The 24465-nt window shown below is 68.6% G+C and carries 20 protein-coding genes; 7 read left to right on the top strand and 13 right to left on the bottom strand.

Annotation, left to right across the window (positions count from 1 at the left end; translation table 11 throughout):
* The first annotated feature begins 135 nt into the window (after nucleotides 1-135).
* Complete coding sequence (locus QH276_RS10835; protein ID WP_280401293.1) at nucleotides 136-993, top strand: metallophosphoesterase family protein; 858 nt, start codon at nucleotides 136-138, stop codon at nucleotides 991-993.
* Between the two features lie 155 nt (nucleotides 994-1148).
* Here QH276_RS10835 and QH276_RS10830 read toward each other — a convergent pair whose 3' ends face one another.
* Complete coding sequence (locus QH276_RS10830) at nucleotides 1149-2075, bottom strand: LysR family transcriptional regulator (protein ID WP_280401294.1); 927 nt, start codon at nucleotides 2073-2075, stop codon at nucleotides 1149-1151.
* 172 nt (nucleotides 2076-2247) lie between these two features.
* Between QH276_RS10830 and QH276_RS10825 the strand changes: the two genes are divergently transcribed.
* Nucleotides 2248-3033 carry a tyrosine-protein phosphatase gene (locus QH276_RS10825; RefSeq protein WP_280401295.1) on the top strand — a complete coding sequence of 262 codons (786 nt, stop codon included), beginning with the start codon at nucleotides 2248-2250 and terminating at the stop codon, nucleotides 3031-3033.
* A gap of 69 nt (nucleotides 3034-3102) precedes the next feature.
* On the opposite strand, the gene QH276_RS10820 is transcribed toward QH276_RS10825, so the two are convergent.
* The 8 genes from QH276_RS10820 to QH276_RS10785 form a co-directional block, all read right to left on the bottom strand.
* Nucleotides 3103-4482 (bottom strand): cytochrome P450, encoded by a 1380-nt coding sequence (locus tag QH276_RS10820; protein WP_280401296.1) that lies wholly within the window; start codon nucleotides 4480-4482, stop codon nucleotides 3103-3105.
* 483 nt (nucleotides 4483-4965) lie between these two features.
* Entirely contained in the window at nucleotides 4966-6555 is a 1590-nt protein-coding gene (locus tag QH276_RS10815) for an FAD-dependent oxidoreductase (RefSeq protein WP_280397201.1), read from the bottom strand.
* Nucleotides 6556-6573: 18 nt separating this feature from the next.
* Nucleotides 6574-7593, bottom strand: coding sequence for an AurF N-oxygenase family protein (locus tag QH276_RS10810; protein ID WP_432278561.1), 1020 nt, complete (start codon nucleotides 7591-7593; stop codon nucleotides 6574-6576).
* Between the two features lie 482 nt (nucleotides 7594-8075).
* Nucleotides 8076-9071: a sulfate/molybdate ABC transporter ATP-binding protein gene (locus tag QH276_RS10805; RefSeq protein WP_280397203.1), complete on the bottom strand. Its 996-nt coding sequence runs from the start codon at nucleotides 9069-9071 to the stop codon at nucleotides 8076-8078.
* Nucleotides 9072-9090: 19 nt separating this feature from the next.
* A complete protein-coding gene (gene cysW, locus QH276_RS10800) occupies nucleotides 9091-9897 on the bottom strand; it encodes a sulfate ABC transporter permease subunit CysW (RefSeq protein WP_280397204.1) in 807 nt (268 codons plus the stop codon).
* Complete coding sequence (gene cysT, locus QH276_RS10795; protein WP_280397221.1) at nucleotides 9894-10733, bottom strand: sulfate ABC transporter permease subunit CysT; 840 nt, start codon at nucleotides 10731-10733, stop codon at nucleotides 9894-9896. The genes cysW and cysT overlap by 4 nt, the downstream gene beginning before the upstream one ends.
* 84 nt (nucleotides 10734-10817) lie before the next feature.
* Nucleotides 10818-11846 (bottom strand): sulfate ABC transporter substrate-binding protein, encoded by a 1029-nt coding sequence (locus QH276_RS10790; RefSeq protein WP_280397205.1) that lies wholly within the window; start codon nucleotides 11844-11846, stop codon nucleotides 10818-10820.
* 139 nt (nucleotides 11847-11985) lie between these two features.
* Nucleotides 11986-12195: a hypothetical protein gene (locus QH276_RS10785; protein ID WP_280397206.1), complete on the bottom strand. Its 210-nt coding sequence runs from the start codon at nucleotides 12193-12195 to the stop codon at nucleotides 11986-11988.
* Nucleotides 12196-12359: 164 nt separating this feature from the next.
* Between QH276_RS10785 and QH276_RS10780 the strand changes: the two genes are divergently transcribed.
* A complete protein-coding gene (locus QH276_RS10780) occupies nucleotides 12360-13022 on the top strand; it encodes a class I SAM-dependent methyltransferase (protein ID WP_280397207.1) in 663 nt (220 codons plus the stop codon).
* Nucleotides 13023-13101: 79 nt separating this feature from the next.
* Nucleotides 13102-15084 (top strand): glycoside hydrolase family 15 protein, encoded by a 1983-nt coding sequence (locus QH276_RS10775; protein ID WP_280397222.1) that lies wholly within the window; start codon nucleotides 13102-13104, stop codon nucleotides 15082-15084.
* Between the two features lie 281 nt (nucleotides 15085-15365).
* On the opposite strand, the gene QH276_RS10770 is transcribed toward QH276_RS10775, so the two are convergent.
* The 3 genes from QH276_RS10770 to lepA all read right to left on the bottom strand — a co-directional run bounded on the left by QH276_RS10770 (nucleotide 15366) and on the right by lepA (nucleotide 21860).
* Nucleotides 15366-17171 (bottom strand): hypothetical protein, encoded by a 1806-nt coding sequence (locus QH276_RS10770; RefSeq protein ID WP_280397208.1) that lies wholly within the window; start codon nucleotides 17169-17171, stop codon nucleotides 15366-15368.
* Nucleotides 17172-17274: 103 nt separating this feature from the next.
* Entirely contained in the window at nucleotides 17275-19740 is a 2466-nt protein-coding gene (locus QH276_RS10765) for a hypothetical protein (protein ID WP_280397209.1), read from the bottom strand.
* Between the two features lie 215 nt (nucleotides 19741-19955).
* Nucleotides 19956-21860, bottom strand: a complete 1905-nt coding sequence (lepA, locus tag QH276_RS10760) for a translation elongation factor 4 (RefSeq protein ID WP_280397210.1) — start codon at nucleotides 21858-21860, stop codon at nucleotides 19956-19958.
* An 85-nt stretch (nucleotides 21861-21945) separates the two neighbouring features.
* Between lepA and QH276_RS10755 the strand changes: the two genes are divergently transcribed.
* Nucleotides 21946-22518, top strand: coding sequence for a type II toxin-antitoxin system PemK/MazF family toxin (locus tag QH276_RS10755; protein WP_280397211.1), 573 nt, complete (start codon nucleotides 21946-21948; stop codon nucleotides 22516-22518).
* A gap of 17 nt (nucleotides 22519-22535) precedes the next feature.
* Here the strand turns inward: QH276_RS10755 and QH276_RS10750 are convergent, their stop codons facing one another.
* Nucleotides 22536-23333 (bottom strand): aquaporin, encoded by a 798-nt coding sequence (locus tag QH276_RS10750; protein ID WP_280397212.1) that lies wholly within the window; start codon nucleotides 23331-23333, stop codon nucleotides 22536-22538.
* 387 nt (nucleotides 23334-23720) lie between these two features.
* Between QH276_RS10750 and rpsT the strand changes: the two genes are divergently transcribed.
* Nucleotides 23721-23981, top strand: coding sequence for a 30S ribosomal protein S20 (gene rpsT / locus QH276_RS10745; RefSeq protein ID WP_280397213.1), 261 nt, complete (start codon nucleotides 23721-23723; stop codon nucleotides 23979-23981).
* 224 nt (nucleotides 23982-24205) lie between these two features.
* Entirely contained in the window at nucleotides 24206-24451 is a 246-nt protein-coding gene (locus QH276_RS10740; protein ID WP_280397214.1) for a hypothetical protein, read from the top strand.
* Nucleotides 24452-24465: the final 14 nt, after the last annotated feature.

The raw sequence follows: 24465 nt of genomic DNA, 5'->3' as shown, positions 1-24465 counted from the left end.
CGTCGTTAGGGCGTACCATCCGCAGGCCACCCTCACCGCCGCTCGGGCCGCGGCGGCCTAACTGATGCCGGCCCGATGCGCGCCGCCCACCCCCCCACCGATCACCCGGCCGCGCGCGGCCGGACAGGGGATTTCATGAATCAGGTGACGATCATCCAGCTCACCGATACCCATATCCGTGCCGCGGGCGAACGCGTGCACGGCACCGTCGACACCTACGACAATCTCACCGCGGTGTTGCGGCAGCTCCGGGACGCGGGCCGGCGCATCGACGGCCTCGTGCTCTCCGGCGACCTGACCGACAACGGATCCGCCGAGGCCTACCGCCGGTTGCGGGACGCGGTGGAACCCGCAGCCGCCGAACTGGGCGCGCAGACGGTGTATGTCATGGGAAATCACGACGACCGGGCCATGTTCGGCACCGAACTACTCGGCAGCGACGCGGCCCGCGCCGACCCGGAGCTCACCCATGACTCGGTGGCCGAGATCGGCGGCGTGCGCGTCGTCGCGTTGGACAGCAGCACGCCCGGACGGCACGACGGGCACCTGACACCGGCCCAGCTGAACTGGCTCGCCGAGCAGCTGCGTGCGCCAGCACCGCACGGCACCCTGCTCGTCCTGCATCATCCGCCGATCCCGTCCCCGGTCGCCACCACCGAGTACCTGCGGCTGCGCAACCCCGAGGCGCTGGCAGCGGTGGTGCGCGGTACCGATGTGCGGCTGATCGTCTGCGGGCACAGCCATCTCACCGGGGCCGCCGCGCTGGCGGGGATCCCGGTGTGGATCGGCCCGGCACTGTCGTACCGGATCGACCCGATCGCGCCGGTGGGACGTCATCGCGGTCTCGCGGGATTCGGGTTCAGCCGCGTCGATCTGCTCGGCGGGACTCTGGTGGCCACCGCCGTCGAGGCCACCCCGGCCGCCGCCGTCTACGACCGCGGCGAGCAGGACGTGCTCGACCGGCTGGCCGCACTCTCCGCCGGAGCCGGATAACCGTGTTCGTCCTCGACACACCGCCACCCACCGCGAAGGTCGATATCGCCGGTCTGATCGCGAACACCTTCGTCGTCGCCATCCTCTCGGCGGCGGCGCAGTTGCTCATCGTGCTGCCGGCGCCGGTCGGGCCTGAAATGACCGGCCGGGCCTCGTCAGGCCGGTATCGCACGCTCGATCTCGCTGTCCGACGCGGATTCCACACAGTCCAGGAAAAGCGGGACGGCGGGGTTCGTATCCTCGGCGCGCCACACCGCGTACAGGTCCAGAGTCGGGACGGGGTCGAACAGTTTCACCGCGACCGGCCCGGTATCGCGGGTGCCCATACCCATGGATGTCGCCCGGGGCAACGAGGCGAACCCGACCAGCGGCCGCACCGACACCAGATGGGCCGTGGCACCCGGGTCGTCCGCCGCATGGGTAACCGTCAGCGCGATCCGGGATTCCGCGGCGGCGCGGAAGACGGCGTCGTACATGGCCGGGCATTGTTCCCGGGTGAACAGCACACAGTCCTGACCGTCCAGTTCGGCGAACGGGACACCCGGGCGATCGGCCCACCGATGACTCCGCCCGACCACCGCGACCAGCGGAATACGGTGCAGCAGCCGCCGGTAGCGGTAGCCGGTCGTGCCGGGATGCCCGTAGACCATGGCGATATCGAGCGAACCGTCGGCGAGACCGGCCAGCTGGGGCCCGGTCCGCTTCTCCCACAGCGACACCGCGATATCCGGATGCCGTTCGGTCATCGTGGCCAGCGCGGCGGGCAGCACATGCCGGCTGGCCGGCAGGTTGTAACCGATATCGAGCGTTCCGCTGCGACCCGCGGCGGCCGCCCTGGCGGCCTGCGCGGCCCGCTCCACCTGGGCGACCACCATCCGGGCCTGGCTCTCGAATTCCCGGCCCGCGGCGGTCAGCTTCACCTCGTGCGAAGTACGCGCGACCAGCTGCACGCCCAGCGATTTCTCCAGTTTCTGCAATTGGGCACTGAGACCGGGCTGGGTGAGGTGCAAACGCTGCGCCGCGCGGCCGAAATGCAGCTCTTCGGTGAGGGCGATGAATGAGATCAGGTGTCGGAACTCCATGGCGCCGGCTCCTTTTCGCGTCGCCGCCAGGCTAACGGGACCGGATAACCGGGGATGAACCGCGCCCGCATCCCGGTCGCCCTGTCCGTGACCTGCCGATGAACTCTCCGGCCCGGCGACATCGCCGCGGCGCGGGCGATAGATTGGCCGTATCGGATATCCGAGGAGTCGCATGACCGCCAGTGAAGTACCGGCCTGTACCCGATCGCTCCCCTTGCACGGCGCGGTCAACGCCCGTGATCTCGGCGGGCTGTCCACGGACGACGGCCGGGTGGTGCGGCCGTTGCGGGTGATCCGCTCCGACAGCCTGCACGATCTCAGTACGGACGATGTGTCGTTCCTGCTCGACCGCTGCGGGCTCGCCACGATCGTCGACCTGCGTGCGGCCGACGAGATCCGGGTGGACGGACGCGGCGCCGCACCGGACAGCGTTGCGGTGTACCGGCATATCCACGTCACCGGAGGGAGCAGGCTCCGGCTCGACCTGGCGGAGGTGACCGCCGAGGACACCATGCTCGCGCATTATCTGGGCTACCTCGAGCACAGCTCCGCCGCGATCGTCGAAGTGCTCGAACTGCTCGCCGGAGCCACCGCCCTGCCGGCCCTCGTGCACTGCGCGGCGGGTAAGGACCGTACCGGGGTGGTGATCGCGCTGCTGCTCGGCGTCATCGGCGTCCGCGCCGAGGAGATCGTCGCCGATTACGCCGTATCCGCCGCCAATGCCGAACGCCTGCGCGAACGCGCCGGGCGCACCCGCTCGGTTCTCACCCGCGGCGTGGATGTCGCGGGTATACCCGCCTGGGTGTTCACCGCGAAAGCATCGACGATGCACGGGTTTCTCGACCATATGACGGCCGAATACGGCGGTATCCCGGCATGGGCGCGGGCGGCGGGCCTGGATGCCGGCGCCCAGGAACGGCTGACCGCGAATCTTCTCGGGCCACCGGACACCCCATGAGACCGGCACGGCCGGGCCGCGCGGCCGGGACCGGTACCGCGAGATCCCGGCCGACCGCCGGTCCGCCGCTCAGTTCTCCAGCAAGGTGATCGGCAGGCCGTCCTTCGGGAACGGCAGCGAGTGGTAGTCCATCGGCGGCACATAGGCGGGGTCGAGGGTCCAGTGGTAGTCGCGCAGCAGGCGGTGCATGATCGCCTTCACCTCGAGGCCGCCGAAATACAGTCCGATGCATTTGTGCACGCCGCCGCCGAACGGCTCCCAGGCGAACCGGTGTGATTTGTCCTCGCGGCGCTCGGGGCCGAAGCGGTCGGGGTCGAAGGTCAGCGGGTCGGTCCAGTAGTCCTCCATGAGCTGAGTGAACTGGACGCCCACGATCACATCGGTACCGGCCGGAATGCGCACGCCCTGGATCACGGTGTCCTTCACCGCGTACCGCACCAGCACCGGTACCGGGGCCCGCAGCCGCAGCGCCTCGCGCATCACCAGGTCGATGGAGACCAGGCTCTCCAGTTCCGCCATCGACGGTTCGGGGCCCAGTGCCAGCGACTCCTCGCGGCAGCGCTGCTGCCACTCCGGGTGCTGGCCGAGATACTGCAGGATGGTCGAGGTGGTGATGGTGGAGGTGTCGTGCGCCGCCATCATGAGGAAGATCATATGGTTCACCACGTCGTCGTCGGAGAACCGTTCGCCATCCTCGGTTTCGACATGGCAGAGCACCGAGAAGATATCGTCGGTCTGCTCGGCGCGTTTGGCCGGCAGGTAGTGGCGCAGGAAATCCTCGAGCACCTTGCGCCCGCGGTAGGCCCGGCCCCACCGGGTGAACGGCACATTGGCGCGCACGATCCCGGCGGCGGCCTGGACGCAGGCGATGAAGGCCTTGTTGATCCGGTCCATTTCGGCCTGGCTGGTGTCCTGGGCGCCACCCATGAACAGGTCGGCCGCGATATCGAGGGTGAGCTGCTTGAGTTTCCAGTACGACGGAAACTCCTTGCCCGGTTCCCAGCCCGCCACGCCCTGTTCGACGGCGGGATGCAGGCGGCGGGTGTAGGCCTCGAGCCGCGGCCGGGTGAACGCCTGCTGCATGATCCGCCGGTGCCCGTGGTGTTCCTCGAAATCGATGAGCATGAGACCGCGCGTGAAGAACGGGCCGACCAGCTCCGACCAGGCCGGACCGTTGGCCAGCGCCTTGTCCTTGTTCTGGAACGCCTCGCCGCAGGCGTCGGCCCCGAGCAGCATCACCGCGTGCTTGCCCAGGGCCCGGAACGGAGCCACCGGACCGTACCGCTCCCAGCGACCGCGGCACAGCGCGACCGGATCCTTCGCGTATTCGAAGACCTGACCGATGAGGGGCAGGCCCCGGTCATCGCGATGCTGGACCGGGATCGGGCGCGGGGTCACGGGCTCCCGCACCGCCGTGTCCTCGCTGGGTCCCAGGGCCTCGGCCGTCATGGCTCACCTCATATCGTGTGGCGTTTGTCACGTCCAGCCTGATTCAGGAAGGACGTCCTGTCAACCTTTGCCGGGAATCCGCTGTGGCATGCTGGGACCGTGGCCGTGCAATCGGGGGTCTACCGGGGTGTCAGTGCGGCCGATCGTGCCGCCGAACGCCGGACCAAACTGCTCGAGGCGGCGCTCACCGTCTGGGCCGACCCGGACACCCGCACCACCATGACCGCGATCTGCGCCGCGGCCGGACTCAGCGAGCGGTACTTCTACGAGAGCTTCACCGGGCTCGACGCGGCGCTCGAGGCCGTGCTGGACCAGATCGCGGCCGAGATCGAGGACATCAGCCGGCGGGCCGCCGAGGCGGCCGGGGGGGGGGCGCCGGCGCCGGGGCGGGGGGGGGTCGGCGGGGGGGGGGTGGTGCAAGGGGGCCGGCCCCCCCCCCCCCCCGGCGCCCCACCCGGGGGGGCCCCAAGCCGAAGGGTTGCCTCAGATACGGCTGAACAAGCGGCGGGCCGGTTTACCGGTACGGGTCACCGCGCCGGCGGCGCGTGCCTGCGGGCGCCGCTGCCGCAGCAGCCGGTCGAACGCCTCGGCACTGCCCGCGGGTTCGGCCAGCCGGCCGGCGTTGAAGTCATCGGCCAGCTGCTGCACGGTCTCCTGGGCACAGGACTTGTTGGTCCCGATGAATCCGGTGGGGCCGCGCTTGATCCACCCGGTCACATAGGCGCCCGGAAGTACTGCCCCCTCGGGAGCTTCCAGAACGCGACCGGAGCGGTTGGGGATGACGCCACGCTGTTCGTCGAACGGCAGTCCGGGCGTGGGCACACCCCGATAGCCGACCGAGGTGAGCACGAGTCCGGTTTCCAGCAACTCGGTATCGCCCGTGCCGACCGCCCGGATCCGGCCGTCGTCTCCCGGCACCAGTTCGGTCCGCTCCACCTCGATACCGGTCACCGCGTCGGGACCCAGGATCCGATTCGGCGCACTCAGGTAGCGGAACACGATCCGGCGGCGCTGCCCGGACGGCCGGTCGGCCACCCGGTGCAGCAGTTTCAGCTTCTGTTCCACCTGATACGGCAGATCGCCGGTGAGCGGGGGCAGCTCGCCCTCGATCGCGATATCCACATCGGCGCCGAGCAGCCCGACGAATTCCGGGACGGTGAAGGCCGATTCGGCGGGACCGCGCCGGCCCAGCACCACGACCTCACGCACCGCGCTGTGCCGCAAGGCGTCGAGCGCGATCGGCGAGATATCGCTGCCCGCGAGCTCTTCGGGATCGGTGGTGAGGATCCGGGCGACGTCGAGGGCGACATTGCCGTTGCCCACGACGACCACCCGGCGCCGGGACAGATCGAAATCGTGGTGCTGATGATCGGGATGGCCGTTGTACCAGGCCACGAAATCGGTGGCCGAGACATTTCCGGCCAGGCCCTCACCGGGGATCCCGAGCTTACGGTCGGACGACGCACCGACCGCGTACACGACGGCATGGTGATACGCGAGCAATTCCTCGTGCGAGACATGCTTGCCGATCTCGACATCGAAGTACGACCCGAAACCGGGCTGCCGCGACATCACATCGAAGAGGTCGGCGACCTTACGCGTCTTCCCGTGGTCCGGCGCCACACCGTAGCGGGCCAGGCCGTAGGGAACCGGAAGCCGGTCGAAGACGGTCACCCGCACATCCGGCTGGGTGAGCAGTTCGTCGGCGGCGTACATGGCCGAGGGCCCGGAACCGACCACGGCGACCCGCAGCGGGCCGCGACCGGCGGTATCGATCGCCGGCGCGGGCACCGGCTTGGCGAGGATCGGCCGCGGCCGCGCCTGCCGGTAGAAATCGGCATTGATCTCGATGAACGGCTTCTGCTCGTCGGTCAGTTTCTTCGACGAGGTGATGGCGTCCACCGGACAGGCCGACGCGCAGGCACCGCAATCCACGCAGGCCGCGGGATCGACGTAGAGCATGTCCGCGGTCCGGAAATCCGGTTCGTCCGGGGTCGGGTGGATGCAGTTGACCGGGCAGGCGTAGACGCAGGAGGCGTCGCTACAGCACGACTGGGTGACGACGTAGGGCATCGAGTCGGTACCCGCCGCTCAGGCAGCGGCGCCGGGCACGGCGCGCAGCGGTTCGGACCGGTACCGGGTGGTGTGGCCGGCGATCCCCAGCAGCTTCCAGACCCGCTTGGCGACCGGGTTCATCAGGCCGATCTCCTCGGCCAGCGCGCGGACGTCACCGAAGTAGTCGCTGAAGGTCTGCTTGGCTTCGGCGGAACCGTAGAACAGCTCCTTGCGCACGCTCTTCGGGATATCGAACTCCTCGAAGAAGGTTTTGGGCGGGGTCGCGATGGCGCGGCCCAGAATCCACATGATGAGCGGCATGGCCAGCGACAACACGAACTTGTTGCGGCGCGAGGACTCCGGCACGTGCTGTTTGAGGAACTCGTGCGCGAACGAGATGTGACGGGCTTCCTCGGCCACGTGGATGGCCATCACGCCGCGCATGATCGGGTGCACTTCCTCGCCCGAGCGCAGGATGTCCTTCTGGATATGGTCGATCGGCTCCTCACCGGCCAGCACGGCCATGAAGAACAGGTTCGGAAAGGCGACCGCGACCGGCACCGCCAGGTGGCGCAGCTGCCGGACCAGTGGGCCCATTCCGGGTACGTCCACACCGATCCGGTTCACCATCTCCTGGAACATCAGAGTGTGGTTGTGCTCCTCGATCATCTCGTGGGAGCAGTAGCGGAACTCCGGATCGCCGTTGGGCAGGCCGAAAACATGCTGCATCATGCCGCTGATCAGGATGGCCTCGAACTGCAGGCCGACCTTGGCGACATTGGCCTGCCGGTACTTGCCGAGTTCGATCTGCTGCTCCTGCGACAGCGCCTGATACCAGGGGTGGCGGCCGAGAGTGTCGGCGGAGACGGGCAGGATCCAGCGTTCCGGCCGGGCGTTCACGTCGAAGTCCGGGTGATCCCAGTCGATATCTTCGAACGGGTCGAAATGCCGGTTGACCGAGCCTTCCGACAGCAGCAGCAGCTTTTCGGCGTACTCCTGGGCCTGCGCGACCAGCTGGTCGTCGGAGACCGTGGTGGCTGAAGACGTCATCGTCATGCCTCTCGTCAATGATTCCGGCTTAACTGTATCCCATAGTTACAGCTATGGCGGGGTACGTCAACACAGGCACCGGCCCAGCCGGGTCACACCGATCGATAGCGAACATCACCCCAGCTGAAAGCGCATTTTTCGAGAGCCGGCCCAGCACCGGCGGATCGCCCTGCCAACGGAACACGAGCCCTCCATACTGCCTACGCGATACATCAGGTAACAGGTATATACCCGCCCTCACCCACCCATACCGCCCGGATTCGCCGCCGGGACGCGGCAGCCGGAGCGAACCCCCGGCTACGTCGCGGATCACGGGAGGGGGCCGGCCGATGGGGTGTCGCGCACGCCCGGCCGAAACTTGGCGGTGGGTCCCCGGCGCGCTGCGAGTGGGCCGGGCGATATGGGCACCGCGGCGGATAACCGGCCCGCGACGCGGGCGGTGGGCTCGTCGTGAGGCACCCGGCCCGGCGCCGAGGCGAAGGTACGCGCTATACCACCGGTAGATCCGGGATACGGGTAGCGCGGGCGTAGACGGTTTCGCCTTCCGCCAGCCGCAGCGCCTCGGCGTCACCGCGGGTCACCTGGGCGACGAACAGGTCGCCGGTGGCGGCATTGCGCATTTCCACCCGGACCTCGAATCCGAGCCGGACCACCCGCTCGATGGTCGCCCGGGTGACCCCGGCCGATTCCGCCGTCCCCTCGTAGGCGGCCAGCGCCATACTGGGGTCGCGGCCGACCCGGATATCGTGCGGCCGCACCAGATGGCCGTTGAGCCGGGCCACGGCGCCGAGGAAGGTCATGACGAATTCGCTGGCCGGCCGGTCGTAGACATCCTCGGGGCTGCCGACCTGTTCGATCCGCCCCGCGTTCATCACGGCGATCCGGTCGGCGACGTCGAGGGCTTCCTCCTGGTCGTGGGTCACCAGCACGGTGGTCACATGGACCTCTTCGTGCAGCCGGCGCAGCCAGGTGCGCAGATCGGCGCGCACCTTGGCATCCAGCGCGCCGAACGGTTCGTCGAGCAGCAGCACCTGCGGATCGACGGCCAGGGCACGGGCCAGCGCCATCCGCTGGCGCTGGCCGCCGGAGAGCTGCGCCGGATAGCGGTGCTGGAAACCGTCGAGACCGACGATGCCCAGCAGTTCGTCCACTCGCGTGGCGATCTCGTTCTTCGGCCGTTTGCGGATGGTCAGGCCGAAGGCGACGTTGTCGCGGACGGTCATATGTTTGAAGGCCGCGTAGTGCTGGAAGACGAAACCGATATCGCGTTTCTGCGGCGGCACCCGGGTCACATCGCGGCCCGCGATGGTCACCACACCCGAATCCAGGTTCTCCAGTCCGGCGATCGAGCGCAGCAGCGTCGACTTACCCGACCCGGAGGGCCCGAGCAGCGCCGTCAGCTCACCGGAGGGTATCTCCAGGCTGACATCGTCGAGCGCGGCGAAAGAACCGTAGTTCTTGCGCGCGTTGGTCACGGTGATCATGGGCGGCCTCCGGCGACGATCAAGACGCGTCCCGCTTCCGTTCCAGGAGCGTCATCAAGAGCAGGGTGATGAGCGCGAGGCCCATCAGCAGGGTGGCGGCGCAGTAGGCGCCGAAATCGTTGTGATCGTTGATATAGCGTTCGTGCACCAGCAGGGTGAGGGTCTGCGAGACGCCCGGGAAGCCGGACGACACCATGATCACGGCACCGAATTCGCCCAGCGCGCGGGCCACGGTGAGCACCACACCGTAGGTCAGGCCCCAGCGGATGGCCGGGACGGTGATCCGCCAGAAGGTCTGCCAGCGGGAAGCGCCGAGGGTCGCGGCCGCCTGCTCCTGATCGTCACCGATCTCGTGCAGCACCGGCTCCACCTCGCGCACCACGAACGGCATGGTGACGAAAATGGTCGCCAGCACCATGCCGGGGAGCGCGAAGATCACCCGGAAACCCCATTCGGTGACGACGCCGAACCAGCCGCCCACACCCCACAGCATGATCAGCGCGACACCGACCACCACCGGGGACACCGCGAACGGGAGGTCCACAACCCCCTGCAGCAACCGCCGGCCGGGGAAGTTGCCGCGCACCAGCGCCAGCGCGATCACCACCCCCAGGATCACGTTCACCGGCACCACGATGATCAGGATGATCATGGACAGATTGAAGGCGGAGATGGCGGCCGGCGTGCTGATCTGGTCGACGAACGCGCCGATACCGTGCTCGAACGCCCGGTACAGGATGATGCCCAGCGGCAGCACCAGCAGCACGAACAGATAGCCGAGCGCGAGCACCCGCAGGGTCACCCGGCCGGGTGCGGACAGTTTCATCGGGCCTCGCGTTCCTTGCGCGCCGAGCGTTCGGCGAACACCCGCAACACCAGCAGCACGACGAACGCGATCACCAGTAGTGCCACCGAAACAGCCGCCGCGTTCACCGGCCGGTCGATCTCGATCTGCTGCTGGATGTACTGCGAGGCCACCTGGGTATCGCGCGGGATATTGCCGCCGATCAGCACCACCGACCCGAATTCGCCGATCGCCCGGGCGAAAGCCAGGCCGCCGCCGCTGATGATCGCGGGCGCCAGCGTGGGCAGCACGATCCGCCGGAAGGTGGTCCAGTTGTCGGCACCCAGCGACAGCGCCGCCTGCTCGACCTCGCGGTCGGCCTCGATCAGCACCGGCTGCACCGAGCGCACGACGAAAGGCAGGGTCACGAACGCCAGCGCGACCACCAACCCCGGCTGGGTGGCGTTCAGATGGATATCGATCGGACTCTTGGGGCCGTACAGCGCGAGCAGCACGATACTGGCGACGATGGTCGGTAGCGCGAACGGCAGATCGATCAGCGCGTTGACCAGGCCCTTGCCGGGGAAGTCGTCGCGGACCAGCACCCAGGCGATCAGCGTGCCCATGACCACGTTCGCCAGGGCGACCACGACGGAGACGAGCACCGTCACCCGCAGCGAGGCCAGTGCCAGCGGATCGGTGATCGCACCCCAGAAACCCGGCCAGCCGTCGTCGAAGGCGCTGAAGGTGAGGGCGGCCAGCGGCAGCAGCACGATCACGCTCAGCCACAACATCGCGGTGGCGATGCCGAGCGGGCCCACCGAACCGGTGAACCGCAACCAGGACCCCAGCGGCCGGCGGGTGGGTGCGTCGCGCACCGGGGCCGCGCCGGGCGCGGGTGCGGTGTCGGGGCTGCGTTCGGTCACGAGTATCGAGTATCGCGTGTGTCCGGGGTCACCCGGCTACTCGGTCGCGTTGTTGTAGGCCACGGCGATCGAACCGTCGTCGGGGGCGAACAGGTCGGCCTCCACCGTCTCCCACCCGCCGAGGTCGGCGATCGTGTAGAGCGTGGCCGGTTGCGGGAACTCGGCGGCGAACTCGGCGGCCACCCCGGGATCCACCGGACGGAAGCCGGCCTCGGCCCAGGCACGCTGCGCGGCCGGGGTGTAGAGGAAATCGCGGAACGCCAGCGCCTGCTCCGGATGCTGCGCGTGTTCGAGCACCGCGACCGGATTCTCGATCTTGAAGGTGGTCTCCGGGACGATATGTTCCACCGGGTCGCCGTGCCGCTGCGCGAAGATCGCCTCGTTCTCGTAGCTGATCAGCACATCGCCGGTGCCCTGCAGGAAGGTCTCGGTGGCCTCCCGGCCGGATTTCGGCTGGACCCGCACGTGGGTGAGCATCTGGTTCAGGTAGTCGATCCCGGCCTGCGGGTTACGGCCCCCTTCGCTCGCCGCGGCGTACGGTGCCAGCAGGTTCCATTTCGCCGAACCGGAACTGAACGGGTTGGGGGTGACCACCTCGACATCCGGTCGCAGCAGATCGTCCCAGCCCCGGATATTCTTCGGATTCCCGGCCCGCACCACCAGGGTGACCACCGAACCGAACGGGATCCCGCGGGTGGCGTCCGCGTTCCAGTCCGGATCCACCAGACCGGCATCCACCAGCCGCGTGATATCGGGTTCGAGGGAGAAGCTCACGATATCGGCGGGGGCGCCGCGCGCGATCTTGCGGGACTGATCGGCGGAGGCGCCGTAGGACTGGCGCACCTCCACACCCTCGCCTGCCTCGGTCTCGTTGAAGGCCGGTACGACCAGGTCGTACCCGGGTTTGGGGATCGCGTAGGCGTACAGGTCGACCGTGCCGCCGCTACCGTCGGCGCCACCGCCCCCGACCTCGTCACTGGAACCGCCCGCGCACGCGCTCAGCAATACCGGCAACGCCACCAGGGCGGCGAGCAGCCGGCGAGCCGGGCTACCGGTACGTGACATCGAGGACCTTTCCGCACGCGATCCGCGCCGGTCTCGTACGGACGCGGCGCCACCGATGCCGTTCACAGGGTGAACAACCAGGCGATGACCACCAGCACCAGCAGCGCCACCAGCGCCAGCTGTACCCGCGAGCGCGGCATCAGCCGACCTCGCTTCCGGTCTCGCGGCCGTTCCCGGTCTCGTCCCGGCCCAGTGCGCGGTCGGCCAGGTGCAGGGCCCGGTCGATGAGGTAGGCGATCCCGAAACTGATCGGCACCATACCCACCAGCACCACGAGGAACTGCGGGATGAACGGCAACCCCGCCACCCACAACTCGAACCCGTCCCACCAGCCGGCAATACGCTCCACGGCGACCAGCGTAGAACACCCCGTTGGGGGTGCCGTCCACCCGGCACGAGCGGCGGCCGTGCGATCGCTGCCCGTAGTGCCGCCGGGAGTGCCAGGCCAAGGAACGCACCACCCCTGCCGGCGCGGCTTGACCTCGAGCGGACTCGAGGTTGCAACCTGAAGCCATGACTCAGGCCACCGAGGTATGGAACTCCGCCTACGACGACGACACCGCACCGTGGATCATCGGCGAACCGCAACCGGCGATCGTCGCCCTGGAACGCTCCGGACGGATCCGCGGTCGCGTCCTCGACCCCGGCGCCGGCGCCGGTGAACACACGATCGCCCTGACCGCCCTGGGCTACGACGTGCTCGGAGTGGACCTCTCCCCCAGCGCCGTCGCCTACGCCCGCCGCAATGCCGCGGCCAAGGACGTACCCGCCGCCCGGTTCGAGGTGGCCGATATGGTCGCCCTCGCCGATTCGCCGGACAACCCGCTGGGCACCTTCGACACCCTCGTCGACAGTGCCCTGTTCCACGTGTTCCTGGCCGATGCCGAGGCCCGCGCCGCCTACGTTCGTGCCCTGCACCGGCTGGCCAACCCCGGAGCGTACGTACACGTCCTCGCGCTCTCCGATACCGAACCGGGATTCGGGCCCCGCATCGGCGCCGGCCTGATCCGCGAATCCTTCGCCGGGCCGGGCTGGGAAATCGAGGACCTCCGGCCGGACCGGTACTACGGCCGGGTCACCCGCGCGAATGCCGACCAGATCGGCGACCTGGTGGTCGACGCATCGGGCAAAGTGGAGCTCGCCGCGTGGCTGGCCCGGATCAGGCGCGTGGAGTGAGCCGTGGTGGACGACTCGGGCTCGGCGACACATCATGGGTGCTATGCCGAGTCCCGAGCACGCACCACCGACCGGCGGGATGCCGGGCTCCCCTCCGGCGGCGCCACGCCGCCAGAACAACTTTCCGGCAATCGACGATTACGCGTTCCTGTCCGACTGTGAGACCACCTGCCTGATCGCCAGCAGTGGGGCGGTCGAGTGGATGTGTGTACCCCGGCCCGATTCGCCGAGTGTTTTCGGGGCACTGCTCGATCGCAGTGCCGGCCATTTCCGGCTGGGACCGTACGGGCAATCGGTTCCGGCGGCCCGCCGGTACCTGCCGGGCGGCATGATCCTGGAGACGACCTGGCAGACCCCCACGGGCTGGCTGGTCGTGCGCGACGCGCTGGTGCTGGGCCCGTGGCACAACACCGAGCAGCGCAGCCGCACGCATCGCCGAACCCCGACCGATTGGGATGCCGAGCATATGCTGCTGCGCACGGTGAAATGTGTGAGCGGCACCGTCGAACTCGAGTTGAGTTGCGAACCGTCCTTCGACTATCACCGGGCCATGGCCTGCTGGGAATACACCGGCAAGGTGTACGAGGAGGCGACGGCGGTCTGCGCCGCCGACCCCACCGCCGGCCCCACCCTGATACTCACCACCGATCTGCGCCTGGGCCTGGAGGGCCGGGAAGCCCGTGCGCGCACCCGGATGAGCGAGGGCGACAACGCCTACGTCGCACTCACCTGGTCGGAAACCACCGCCCCGCGCACCTTCGACGAGGCCGCCGCCAAGATGTGGACCACGATCGAATGCTGGCGGCAATGGATCACTCTCGGCAACTTCCCGGACCATCCCTGGCGCCGCTACCTGCAACGCAGCGCGCTCACGCTGAAGGGCCTCACCTACGCGCCGACCGGTGCGCTGATGGCGGCGGGTACCACCTCACTACCGGAAACACCCGGCGGGGAACGTAACTGGGATTACCGCTATTCGTGGGTGCGCGATTCCAGTTTCGCCCTGTGGGGCGGCTACACCCTCGGCCTCGACCGTGAGGCCGATGATTTCTTCGCGTTCCTGCACGACGCCACCACCGGGCCCGACGGCGAACCGGTTCCGCTGCAGGTCATGTACGGGATCGGCGGGGAGCGCGAACTACCCGAATCCAGCCTCGACCATCTGTCCGGCTACGGCCACGCACGTCCCGTACGCATCGGCAACGATGCCTATCAGCAGCAACAACACGATATCTGGGGCACCATGCTGGACGCGGTGTACCTGCACGTCAAATCGCGGCAGCACTTCCCGGAAACGTTGTGGCCCATGCTGAAACGGCAGGTCGACGCCGCCATCGCGAACTGGCGCGAACCCGACCGCGGCCTCTGGGAAGTACGCGGCGAACCGCAGCATTTCACCTGCTCGAAAGTGATGTGCTGGGTGGCTCTGGACCGCGGCGCGAAACTGGCCGAACTGCACGGGCAGGCCACCATCGCCCGGAAATGGCACGAGATCGCCGCGGAGATCCACGCCGACGTCCTGGCCAACGGGGTCGACGAGCGCGGCCGGTTCACCCAGGTCTACGGCGGTACGACACTGGACGCCTCGCTGCTGCTCGTGGTGCTGACCCGCTTCCTACCGGCCGACGATCCGCGGGTGCGCGCCACCGTGCTCGGGATCGCCGACGAGCTCACCGAAAACGGGCTGGTCCTGCGCTACCGCACCGAATCCACCGACGACGGATTGTCCGGCGTCGAGGGCACCTTCACCATCTGCTCGTTCTGGCTGGTATCTGCGCTGGTGGAAATCGGCGAGATCGACCGCGCCCGGGTGCTCTGCGAACGGCTGCTCACCCATGCCAGCCCGTTGAAGCTCTACGCGGAGGAGATCGACCCCTACACCGGTCGCCACCTCGGCAATTTCCCGCAGGCATTCACCCACTTGGCGCTGATCAATGCCGTGACCCACCTCATCCGTGCAGAGGACGCGGAACCGGCCGGAACCTTCCGTCCCGCGCATCACCAAACCGGTAGCGCCACCCCGTGGCGTAGCCGGCCCCGCGGTACCGGCGGCATTCGCTGAGTGCGCGGGCCCTGCGTGGTGACGCTGCGCTACCGCCTCCGGGCCTGACGCGCTCAGGCTGTGCCCGATTGCGCCCGAGCGCGGGCCCTGCGCGGTGACGCTGCGCTACCGCCTCCGGGCCTGACGCGCTCAGGCTGTGCCCGATTGCGCCCGAGCGCGGGCCCTCCGTGGTGACGCTGCGCTACCGCCTCCGGGCCTGACGCGCTCAGGCTGTGCCCGATTGCGCCCGAGCGCGGGCCCTCCGTGGTGACGCTGCGCTACCGCCTCCGGGCCTGACGCGCTCAGGCGGCGGCGATACTGTCGGCCTGCTGGCGGAGGTCGCGCAGTTTGCCCAGATCGGTATCGAGCCGGGCCAGCCGTTCCGCTCCCCTGTCGCCGTACTGCGCCCCGGCCTCCTCCGCGACTCGTAGCGCCTCGTCCGCCGCGCGCAGCGCATCGGTGGCGATATCGGTGAAATGGTCACGCAGGACGCGCTGTACCTCGCGCAGCCGGGTCCGCGATTCCTTACCCACCTGGAAGACCACATCGTCCATCAGCCGCGATACCGCGACCTTCGCCTCGGCCTGGCGGCGCAACCGGCGGGCCCGCCGGTCTTCCCACAGGGCGTGCAGGCCGAGCAGAATACCGGCCCCGGCCGAATACCAGTTCACCAGTGACATCCCGAGCAGGCTGGTGGCCAGGCCGACCATCAGGATACCGCCGTAGGAACCGCGCAGCGCCGACAGGAACTGTTCGGTGACACCGGCTTTCGCACTCTGCAACGGTTCCAGTGGCGCCACGTCCTCGAGCAGGTCCGAGGCGTACTGCGGACGGATATCGGGGAGTTCGGGGCGCCGGTGATCGGCGGGGAAACGCGCGGCGACCTGTTCGCCGAGTTCCTCCGCCCGATAGTTCGCGATCTCGAAATTCTCCGCCACAGCCGCGGCGATCCGGCCCTCGAGCTCGCTACCGAACCGTTTCCAGCGGGTGGCGGGATCGGTGCCGGAGATCTCGGCCTCCGCGTCGCGCATCAGCATCCGCAGCCGGTGCCGCAGATCGTGTTCGATATCGGCCATCAGTTCGGTACTGCCGTCGGCCAGGGTGATCTGCCAGGTCGCGGTGCGCTGTCGCAGCTGGTCGGCCTGGTCGCGGGCGGTGGCCAGCTGCTGGGTGACATGCGCGCGCCGGCGCGGATCACGCAGCGCGTCGGCCTCGGTGCGCAGCACCACGCCGAGATGATCACCGACGAGCTGAATATCGCGCACCGCGGATTTCACGGCCATCGCATCGGCATGGCCCACCACATACTCGCGTAGATGTTCGATCAGCTGCGGCAGCCCGGATTCGATCGCCCGCTGCTGGTTACCGGATTGCTGCGCCTGATGGTGCAGCTGGGCCGATACCGGGGCCACCGCGTAGCCCAGCCCGGCGGCGTCGAGCAGTTCTCGATTGCGGTCCTGTACCTGCATCCACTGGGGGTTGCGGTCGATCTTGTTGAGCACACAGATGACCGTCGGGCAGACCTGCCCGATCTGCCGCAGATGCGCGATCTGGTCGCGGGTGTACTCGGCACCGGCGTCGCTGACGTACAGCACCGCGTCGGCGGCGGCGATCATCGACCAGGTGGTGCGATCCTGGAGCGCGGCCCCGGGCGCGTCCATCAGCACGATCCCCTCGGCCAGCAACGGGCTCGGCTGAGTGAAATCGGCGCGGATCACGCCCTGAGCGGCCAACGCCGGAGCCGGGTTCAGCGGATCGACCGGCTGGCGGCGGACGCGGCCGCCACCTTCCCGGCGGATCAGCGTGGCCGTCGGCTCGGGGCCGTACTCCACGATCGCCGGCACACTGATCGGGGTATCGGTGGCACTGATCGGCGCCCCCGCCAGGGTGTTCACCAGGGTGCTCATCCCGCTCTTCGGCGGACCGGCCACCACCAGCCGCACCCGGGTATCGGCGACCCGCGCCCGGACCATACCGAGCCGGCCCCGCAGATCGTTACGGCTGGCGGTGCGGGAAACATCCCGCAACTCGTCGATGATCTGGATGAGCGGGGCCATCACATCCGGATTCTTCACCGTGGCGGCCCGCGATCCGGCTACGGCAGACAAGCCCTGCTCCTTCGCTCTCGCTCACAACACGTCGTCGGCCGGAATCCGGCCGATATCCTCCCCGCCCACCCGACCGGACGAATCCGGGATCGGCCGTGAACTGTCAGAAATATACCCAGAAAGCCGGGTCGGCAACCGAATCATCGGCCACCGCGGTGGTATGCGGCAGCAATCCGGCCGACAGGTCACCGGTGAGCCCGCCACCGCCGAACCCGAGCACGGTGTGATCGGTGTAGGGACCGGCGGCGAGACCGGAACCATCGTACGGAACCACGACGGCACCGTGATCGGCGACGGGCTTCACCTGTGGCGCGGGCAACGGTGTCGGCATCGGCTGCGGCACGGTCGGCACCTGGGCGTCCGGCACGCTCGGTTGAACGGGCACGCTGACCGTGGGTACCGGCGTGACCGGCTGGTCGGCGGTCGGCACCTGCTGAGTCGGCACGTCGACCGTGGACGGGGTCGCGCCGGAGGTCTGGCCGCCGGTGCCGCCGCCGATGGGTTCGGTGGTGGTTCCACCCGCATCGCCGGTGGACGGAGTGGGAACGGTGGTGGTGACGCCACCGGATTCGCCGGTGGTCGACTCACCCGGATCGCCGGTCGGCGACGATCCGTCGGTTTCGGTGAGTTCGGAGGTGGTGGTGGAACCGCCGGGTGTGGTGGTGCCACCACCGTCCGGCGTGGTGGTACCCGAGCCGGGGTCCGTCGTGGTCGTTCCCCCGGGCCAGGTCGTCGTGCCGCCCGGGCCGGTGGTGGTGGAGCCGCCGAGACCGGTGGTCGTGGAACCGTCCGGGCCGGTGGTGGTCGAGCCGTCGGGGCCGGTGGTGGTGACATCCGGTGCCGTGGTGACACCGTCGGACGTGGTGACCGGCGCCGTCGTGGTCGGCAGCACGAGAGTCGACTCTCCCGGCAGTTCGGGGTCGGCCGGCGACTGCGGTTCGGGCTTCGGCGGCTGCGGCAGCCGGTGGAACAGATCCGGCAACTGCGCGGCCGGGGCCGTCAAGGGGGACTGCCCGGCCGGCGGCTGGAAAACGTGCGCTACCGGGGTGGTCGCCGCATCGGGCTGGACGGTGGTCTGCAACGGTGTCGCCGCCACCGGCTGCACGGCCGGCGCCACGGCGGCAGGCGCCACGGACGGTGGGACCGGGACCGCAACCACGGGCGCGGGGGGCGCCATCGGAGCGGGCGCGATCGCCGGGGCGGGCGCGATCGCCGGGGCGGGCGCCATCGCCGGGGTCGGTATCGGCGCCGGAGCGCCGGCCATCGGGGCCGGGGCACCGGAGAGGCCGGGCGCGGCGGAAGCCCCCGGTACCGCGGCCGCGCCGGAACCTGCGGCCGCGCTCTGGCCTACCACCGGACTCGTTCCGGCTCCGCCGGCCGGGACCGCGGAATCAGCGCGCTCCGGCGTGCCGTCCAGGACCGGTGCGGCGGCCGGGGCTGCCGGATCCGGCTGTACGCCGGAAGCCGATTCCGGGACGCCGGGGTTCGACTGCGCCCAATCCATGTACTGATCGAGTTGTTCGTCGAGCGCGAAGCCGTCCTGTGTCGTGATCTCGAAGTCCCAGTCGCTGTCGGCGCGGAAACCGTCCGGGCCCACGGCGATATCGACGGTGAAATCCGAATCGACGGTGACGGACCCACCGACCCCACCGAGCGCGAAGCCCGCCATGCCGCCGGTGTGCAGGTCGAGGGAGTACTCGAACCAATCGGCATCGGCCGTCTCGGCGGAACCCTCCGCCCCGGCCGTACGCGCACCGCCCAGGAAATCGGGCAGTCCGAAATCCCCGCCGCTCGCGTCGGAATCCATGGTCCGCGCCACCGGTTGCGGCTGCCCGGCGGTAGCCGGATCGAATCCGGACAGGTCGAAGATATCGGTCCGGAACGCGTCACCGGGTGCCGGCAGATCGAAACCGCCCGGCACGCCGAACCCTTCGGTGCCCGGTACGGGAAAATCACCCGCACCGGGGAAGGGGAAGCCACCATCGGCCGGACCGGTGCCGTCCGCGCCGAGCCCCGGAATATCGAGGCCCGGGAGCCCCTGGGCGGGTGGACCGAGCTCCGGGACACCGGGGAATCCCGGCTCGGGTACTCCGGTACCCGGCCCGAATTCGTTCCCGGGTGCCCCGCCGTCCGGGCCGCCGGGCACCAGCGACAGCCCCGGGACCTCGTCCATCGACCGGGGCGCGAAGGGCGCCGCGTCGTCGAAATCCTCCGGGCTCCCGACCTGGATATCGAGGGTGCCGTGCGGCAACGGCATGGTGACACTCGCGTCGCCCTGGGAGCCGAACGGCATATCTTCCGGCGCAACCGGTTCCGGGTCCGGGAAGGTGACCACCGGGCTCGGCACATCGGGATCCGGGTCGACATTGCGCGCCCACCCCGCGTTGCGGCTGTCCAGTTCGCCGGGCGGCGCCGGAACCTCGCCACCGTTGGCGGCAATCAGCGCGCCACCGGTCACATACGCGCCGCCGCGCGCGACGCGGGCAGTGCCGCTGGCAATTCGATAGGCGGTGTCACCGCCCCGTTCGGCGACCTCTTCTTCGCCGTCGAACGGCAGATCACGCGCCATTCCATAACTCCACTCTCGCGTTCACCAGCGACCGCACCTTCGTGACCCGGCCCGGATCTGTTACCAGCCTATTGTCGACATCTACGACTGTCACATTTTCGTTATCAGCCGATATCCGGGAACGGGCGGGCGCCGGCGAGGACGGTGGCGCAACGGGTTACCGCACAGCCACCATCCCGCGGGTACGGCAGGCGGATACTACCCGGGCCGGGTGACTACTTCTTGTCCTTCGGCTTATCGGATTGGGCATCGGAGGACAGCGCGGCCACGAAGGCCTCCTGCGGAACATCCACCCGGCCGATGGTCTTCATCCGCTTCTTGCCTTCCTTCTGCTTCTCCAGCAGTTTGCGCTTCCGGCTGATATCGCCGCCGTAGCATTTGGCCAGCACATCCTTGCGGATGGCGCGAATGTTCTCCCGGGCGATGATCTTCGACCCGATGGCCGCCTGGATCGGCACCTCGAACTGCTGCCGCGGGATCAGCTCGCGCAGTTTCGTGGTCATCTTGTGCCCGTAGGCCTGCGCCGCGTCACGGTGCACGATCGCGCTGAACGCGTCCACGGCCTCACCCTGCAGCAGGATATCGACCTTCACCAGCTGCGACTCCCGTTCGCCCGCTTCCTCGTAGTCCAGCGAGGCGTAGCCGCGGGTGCGCGATTTCAGCGAATCGAAGAAGTCGAAGATGATCTCGGCCAGCGGCAGGGTGTAGCGCAGCTCGACCCGGGTCTCCGACAGGTAGTCCATCCCGCCCAGGTCGCCGCGCCGCGACTGGCACAGTTCCATGATGGCGCCGATGAATTCGCTGGGCGCGATGATGGTCACCTTGACCACCGGTTCGAATACCGCGCGCACCTTGCCTTCCGGCCAGTACGACGGATTCGTCACGATATGTTCCGCGCCGTCCTCCATCACCACGCGGTACACCACGTTCGGCGCGGTGGAGATCAGATCCAGGCCGAATTCGCGTTGCAGGCGTTCGCGGGTGATCTCCATATGCAGCAGGCCCAGGAACCCGCAGCGGAAGCCGAAGCCCAGCGCCACCGAGGTCTCCGGTTCGTAGGTGAGCGCGGCATCGTTGAGCTGCAGTTTGTCCAGCGCGTCCCGGAGATCCGGGTAGTCGGAGCCGTCCACGGGATAGAGGCCCGAATAGACCATGGGGCGCGGTTCTCGATACCCGGTGAGCGGTTCGGTGGCACCGTTGCGCGCGGAGGTGACGGTATCGCCGACCTTCGACTGCCGGACATCCTTCACGCCGGTGATCAGGTAACCGACCTCGCCGACCCCGAGGCCCTGCGTGGGTTTGGGCTCCGGCGAGACGATCCCGATCTCCAGCAGCTCATGGGTGGCGCCGGTGGACATCATCTTGATCTTCTCGCGCGGGGTCAGCTTGCCGTCCACCACACGGACGTAGGTGACCACGCCGCGGTAGGTGTCGTAGACCGAATCGAAGATCATCGCCCGGGCCGGTGCGTCGGCATCACCTACCGGCGCCGGCACCCGCTCGATCACCCGGTCGAGCAGTTCGGTCACGCCCACACCGGTTTTCCCGGACACCCGCAGCACGTCCCCGGGTTCGCAGCCGACGATATGGGCCAGCTCGGCCGCATAGCGTTCGGGATCTGCGGCCGGTAGGTCGATCTTGTTCAGGACCGGGATGATCTCGAGGTCCTTGTCCAGCGCCAGGTACAGGTTCGCCAGCGTCTGTGCCTCGATCCCCTGCGCGGCGTCCACCAGCAGGATCGCGCCTTCACAGGCTTCCAGCGCCCGCGAGACCTCATAGGTGAAGTCGACGTGCCCCGGCGTATCGATCAGGTGCAGGACGAAATCCTCACCCTTGTGCGCGCCGGATTCGGGCGTCCACGGCAGCCGGACGTTCTGGGCCTTGATGGTGATACCGCGTTCCCGTTCGATATCCATCCGGTCCAGGTACTGCGCACGCATCTGCCGTTCCTCGACGACCCCGGTGAGCTGCAGCATCCGGTCGGCCAGCGTCGACTTGCCGTGATCGATATGCGCGATGATGCAGAAGTTCCGGATCCGCGACGGATCGGTGAACGTCGTATCGGCGAAGCTGGCGGGCACTCCACTCCTCATGGGGGTATCGGGCGTACTGACCACCATCGTCCCATGGTGCGCGCCGCCCCCGGTCCCCCAGGTCCCGCCGCGGTGATATTCCGCCGGGCGGGTGTGCCGTTATTCTCCTGAGATGGCCCGCAGTTGGAACAGTCTCGGCAAGCAGCTCACCGCGATCGCGATCCAGCAGGGCCCGAAACTCGTCCGCCGGCAGGCACCGCGATTGGTGGAAGCACTGTTCGACCGCGGCACCGCCCGCCGCGCGCCGCGCGCGGTCACCGGCCCCAAGGGCATCCCGGTCCGGCCCGCGGCCTCCACACCCGTCCCCACCGCCCAGCGGGCCCGGCGGGTCGTCTACGCACCGCAACTCGACGGCCGCGCCGACCCCGGCGAAATCGTATGGACCTGGGTCCGCTACGAGGACGACCCGGCCAACGGGAAAGACCGCCCGGTGCTGGTGGTGGGGCGTGACGGGCACACGCTGCTGGGCCTGATGCTCAGTTCGAATCCCGACCGCGAACATCACCCCGACTGGGTCGGCATCGGCGCCGGCACGTGGGATCACCAGGGCCGGCCCAGCTGGGTCCGGCTGGACCGGGTGCTCGACGTTCCCGAGGACGGTATCCGCCGCGAGGGCGCGATCCTGCCGCGCAAACTCTTCGACCGGGTCGCGCACCGGCTGGTCCGCGAATACCACTGGAGCTGACGCGCGACCCGGTCCGGTCAGGCCTTCAGGTCCCGCGACCGGCCGAACAACAGCCCGTACAGCAACGCACCGAGTACGCCGCCGATCAGCGGGAACACGATGAACGCCCACAACTGGGCCATCGCCCCGCCCTGGTAGGGCGCCACCGCCAGGCTGCGGGCCGGGTTCACCGAGGTGTTGTCGACCGGAATCGAGATCAGGTGGATGACCGCCAGCGTGAAACCGATCGCCAGACCGGCCTGGGGAGCGTCGGAGAGCTGATCGGTGGAGGCGAGGACCACGAAGACCAGCAGCGCGGTCAGCATCACCTCGATGATGATCATCGCGGCCATCCCGTACCCCTCCTGGAGCACGATATTGCCGGCCGGACCGGTCACCGCGGACGGACTGTGCTCACCCCACCCGTTGGCACCCAGCCCCGACACCGCGCGATCGTAGGAGGGCAGGTTCCTGGCCACGGCGAACAACACCAGACCGGCGACCAGACCGCCCACCACCTGCGCCACCATGTAGCCCGCCGCGCTGACCGGCGACAACCGGCCCAGCAGCAACTGCCCGAGAGTGACGGCCGGATTCACGTGACACCCGGAAATCGGGCCGATCGCGTACACCAGCAGCAGCAGACTCAAACCGAAGGCCAGCGCCACACCCAGCGGCCCCACCTGGTCCCCGGCAATCACTGCCGTACCCACGCCCCCCATGACGAGAACGAATGTGCCCACCGCCTCGGCCGCCCATTTCTTACTGTCGGGCTGCACGTTGGTGGCTTCGTGACTGGCCTGGACGACCTGCTGTTCCTGCGCATTGGACGACATGAAACCGCCTTCCGAGAGGATCACTGCGCCGCCGTGGGCGCACACCGGATACATTCCTGGTCCTGCTGGGAAAACTTGTGCTGCGCCCATTCCACATGGGCAGGGGCTCTACGCGGTCACGCTGCGCCGTCACCGCCGGGCCCGACTCGCCCCTGCGGAGATTTCTTGGGACCTTACGCCGCACAAACGATCTTCTCAACGGCATCGGCGCAGGTCGCGGTGTGTCAATGCACCCGCGATTTCGCGGCCCCGCCACATGCTGGTAATCTGGCCACTCGGCGTTGCCGTACCCCGTGCCCGGAGAAATCCAGGCTTGGCTGAATCCAGGGCCGGTACGCGCATACAGACTTTCCCGACCGAACCAGACAGGAACCAGAGGATACCGGCGTGGCCAATATCAAGTCCCAGATCAAGCGGATCCGCACCAACGAGGCGCGGCGCCAGCGCAATCAGTCGGTGAAATCCGAGCTGCGCACCCATATCCGCGCCTTCCGGGCGGCTGCCGCGTCCGGCGACAAGGAAGCCGCCACCGCGCGCCTGCAGTTCGTGAGCCGCAAGCTCGACAAGGCCGCCTCCAAGGGCGTCATCCACGCCAACCAGGCCGCCAACAAGAAGTCGGCCATGGCGCTGGCGCTGAACAAGCTCTGATCGTTCGTTCTCTTTAACACAAAGCCGCCGCGGCGTCGATGACCACGGCGGCTTTTGGTATGCCTGAGCGAGGCGAGCCCGGAGTCGGTAGCGGAGCGTGACCACGCAAGCGCCCCTCGCTCAGGCACATCAGTTACAGCCCCGGCGCGGTCAGCGCATGTTTTCCGAGGCAGTACCGGATGGCGCGCGCCCGGCGGTCCGGCGCCTGTCGTAGCATGCGGCGCATGGTCATGTTGTATGCGAACCAATCGGTCGTCCAAGCCGAGGATCTGCCCGGCGTCATCCGCGCCGCCGAGGTACTCGGCATCGGCGTGAAAATCGAGAACGTGCTGGTACCCGCCGATGACGACGGCAGTCAGGTCGTCGTCTGGATGGTCACCCGCGACGAGGAGACCCCCGTCTACGAAGAGTGGGAGGGGCGGTTCGAGGAAGCCGCGGAGGAAGCGCTGGAACTCAGCGCGGTTGATTAACCCACCCCGGCGCA

This window comes from Nocardia carnea, assembly GCF_029869215.1.
GTDB lineage: Bacteria > Actinomycetota > Actinomycetes > Mycobacteriales > Mycobacteriaceae > Nocardia > Nocardia carnea_B.
The sequence above is the reverse complement of the archived record's forward strand: the minus strand, read 5'-3'. Positions and strand labels throughout refer to the sequence as shown.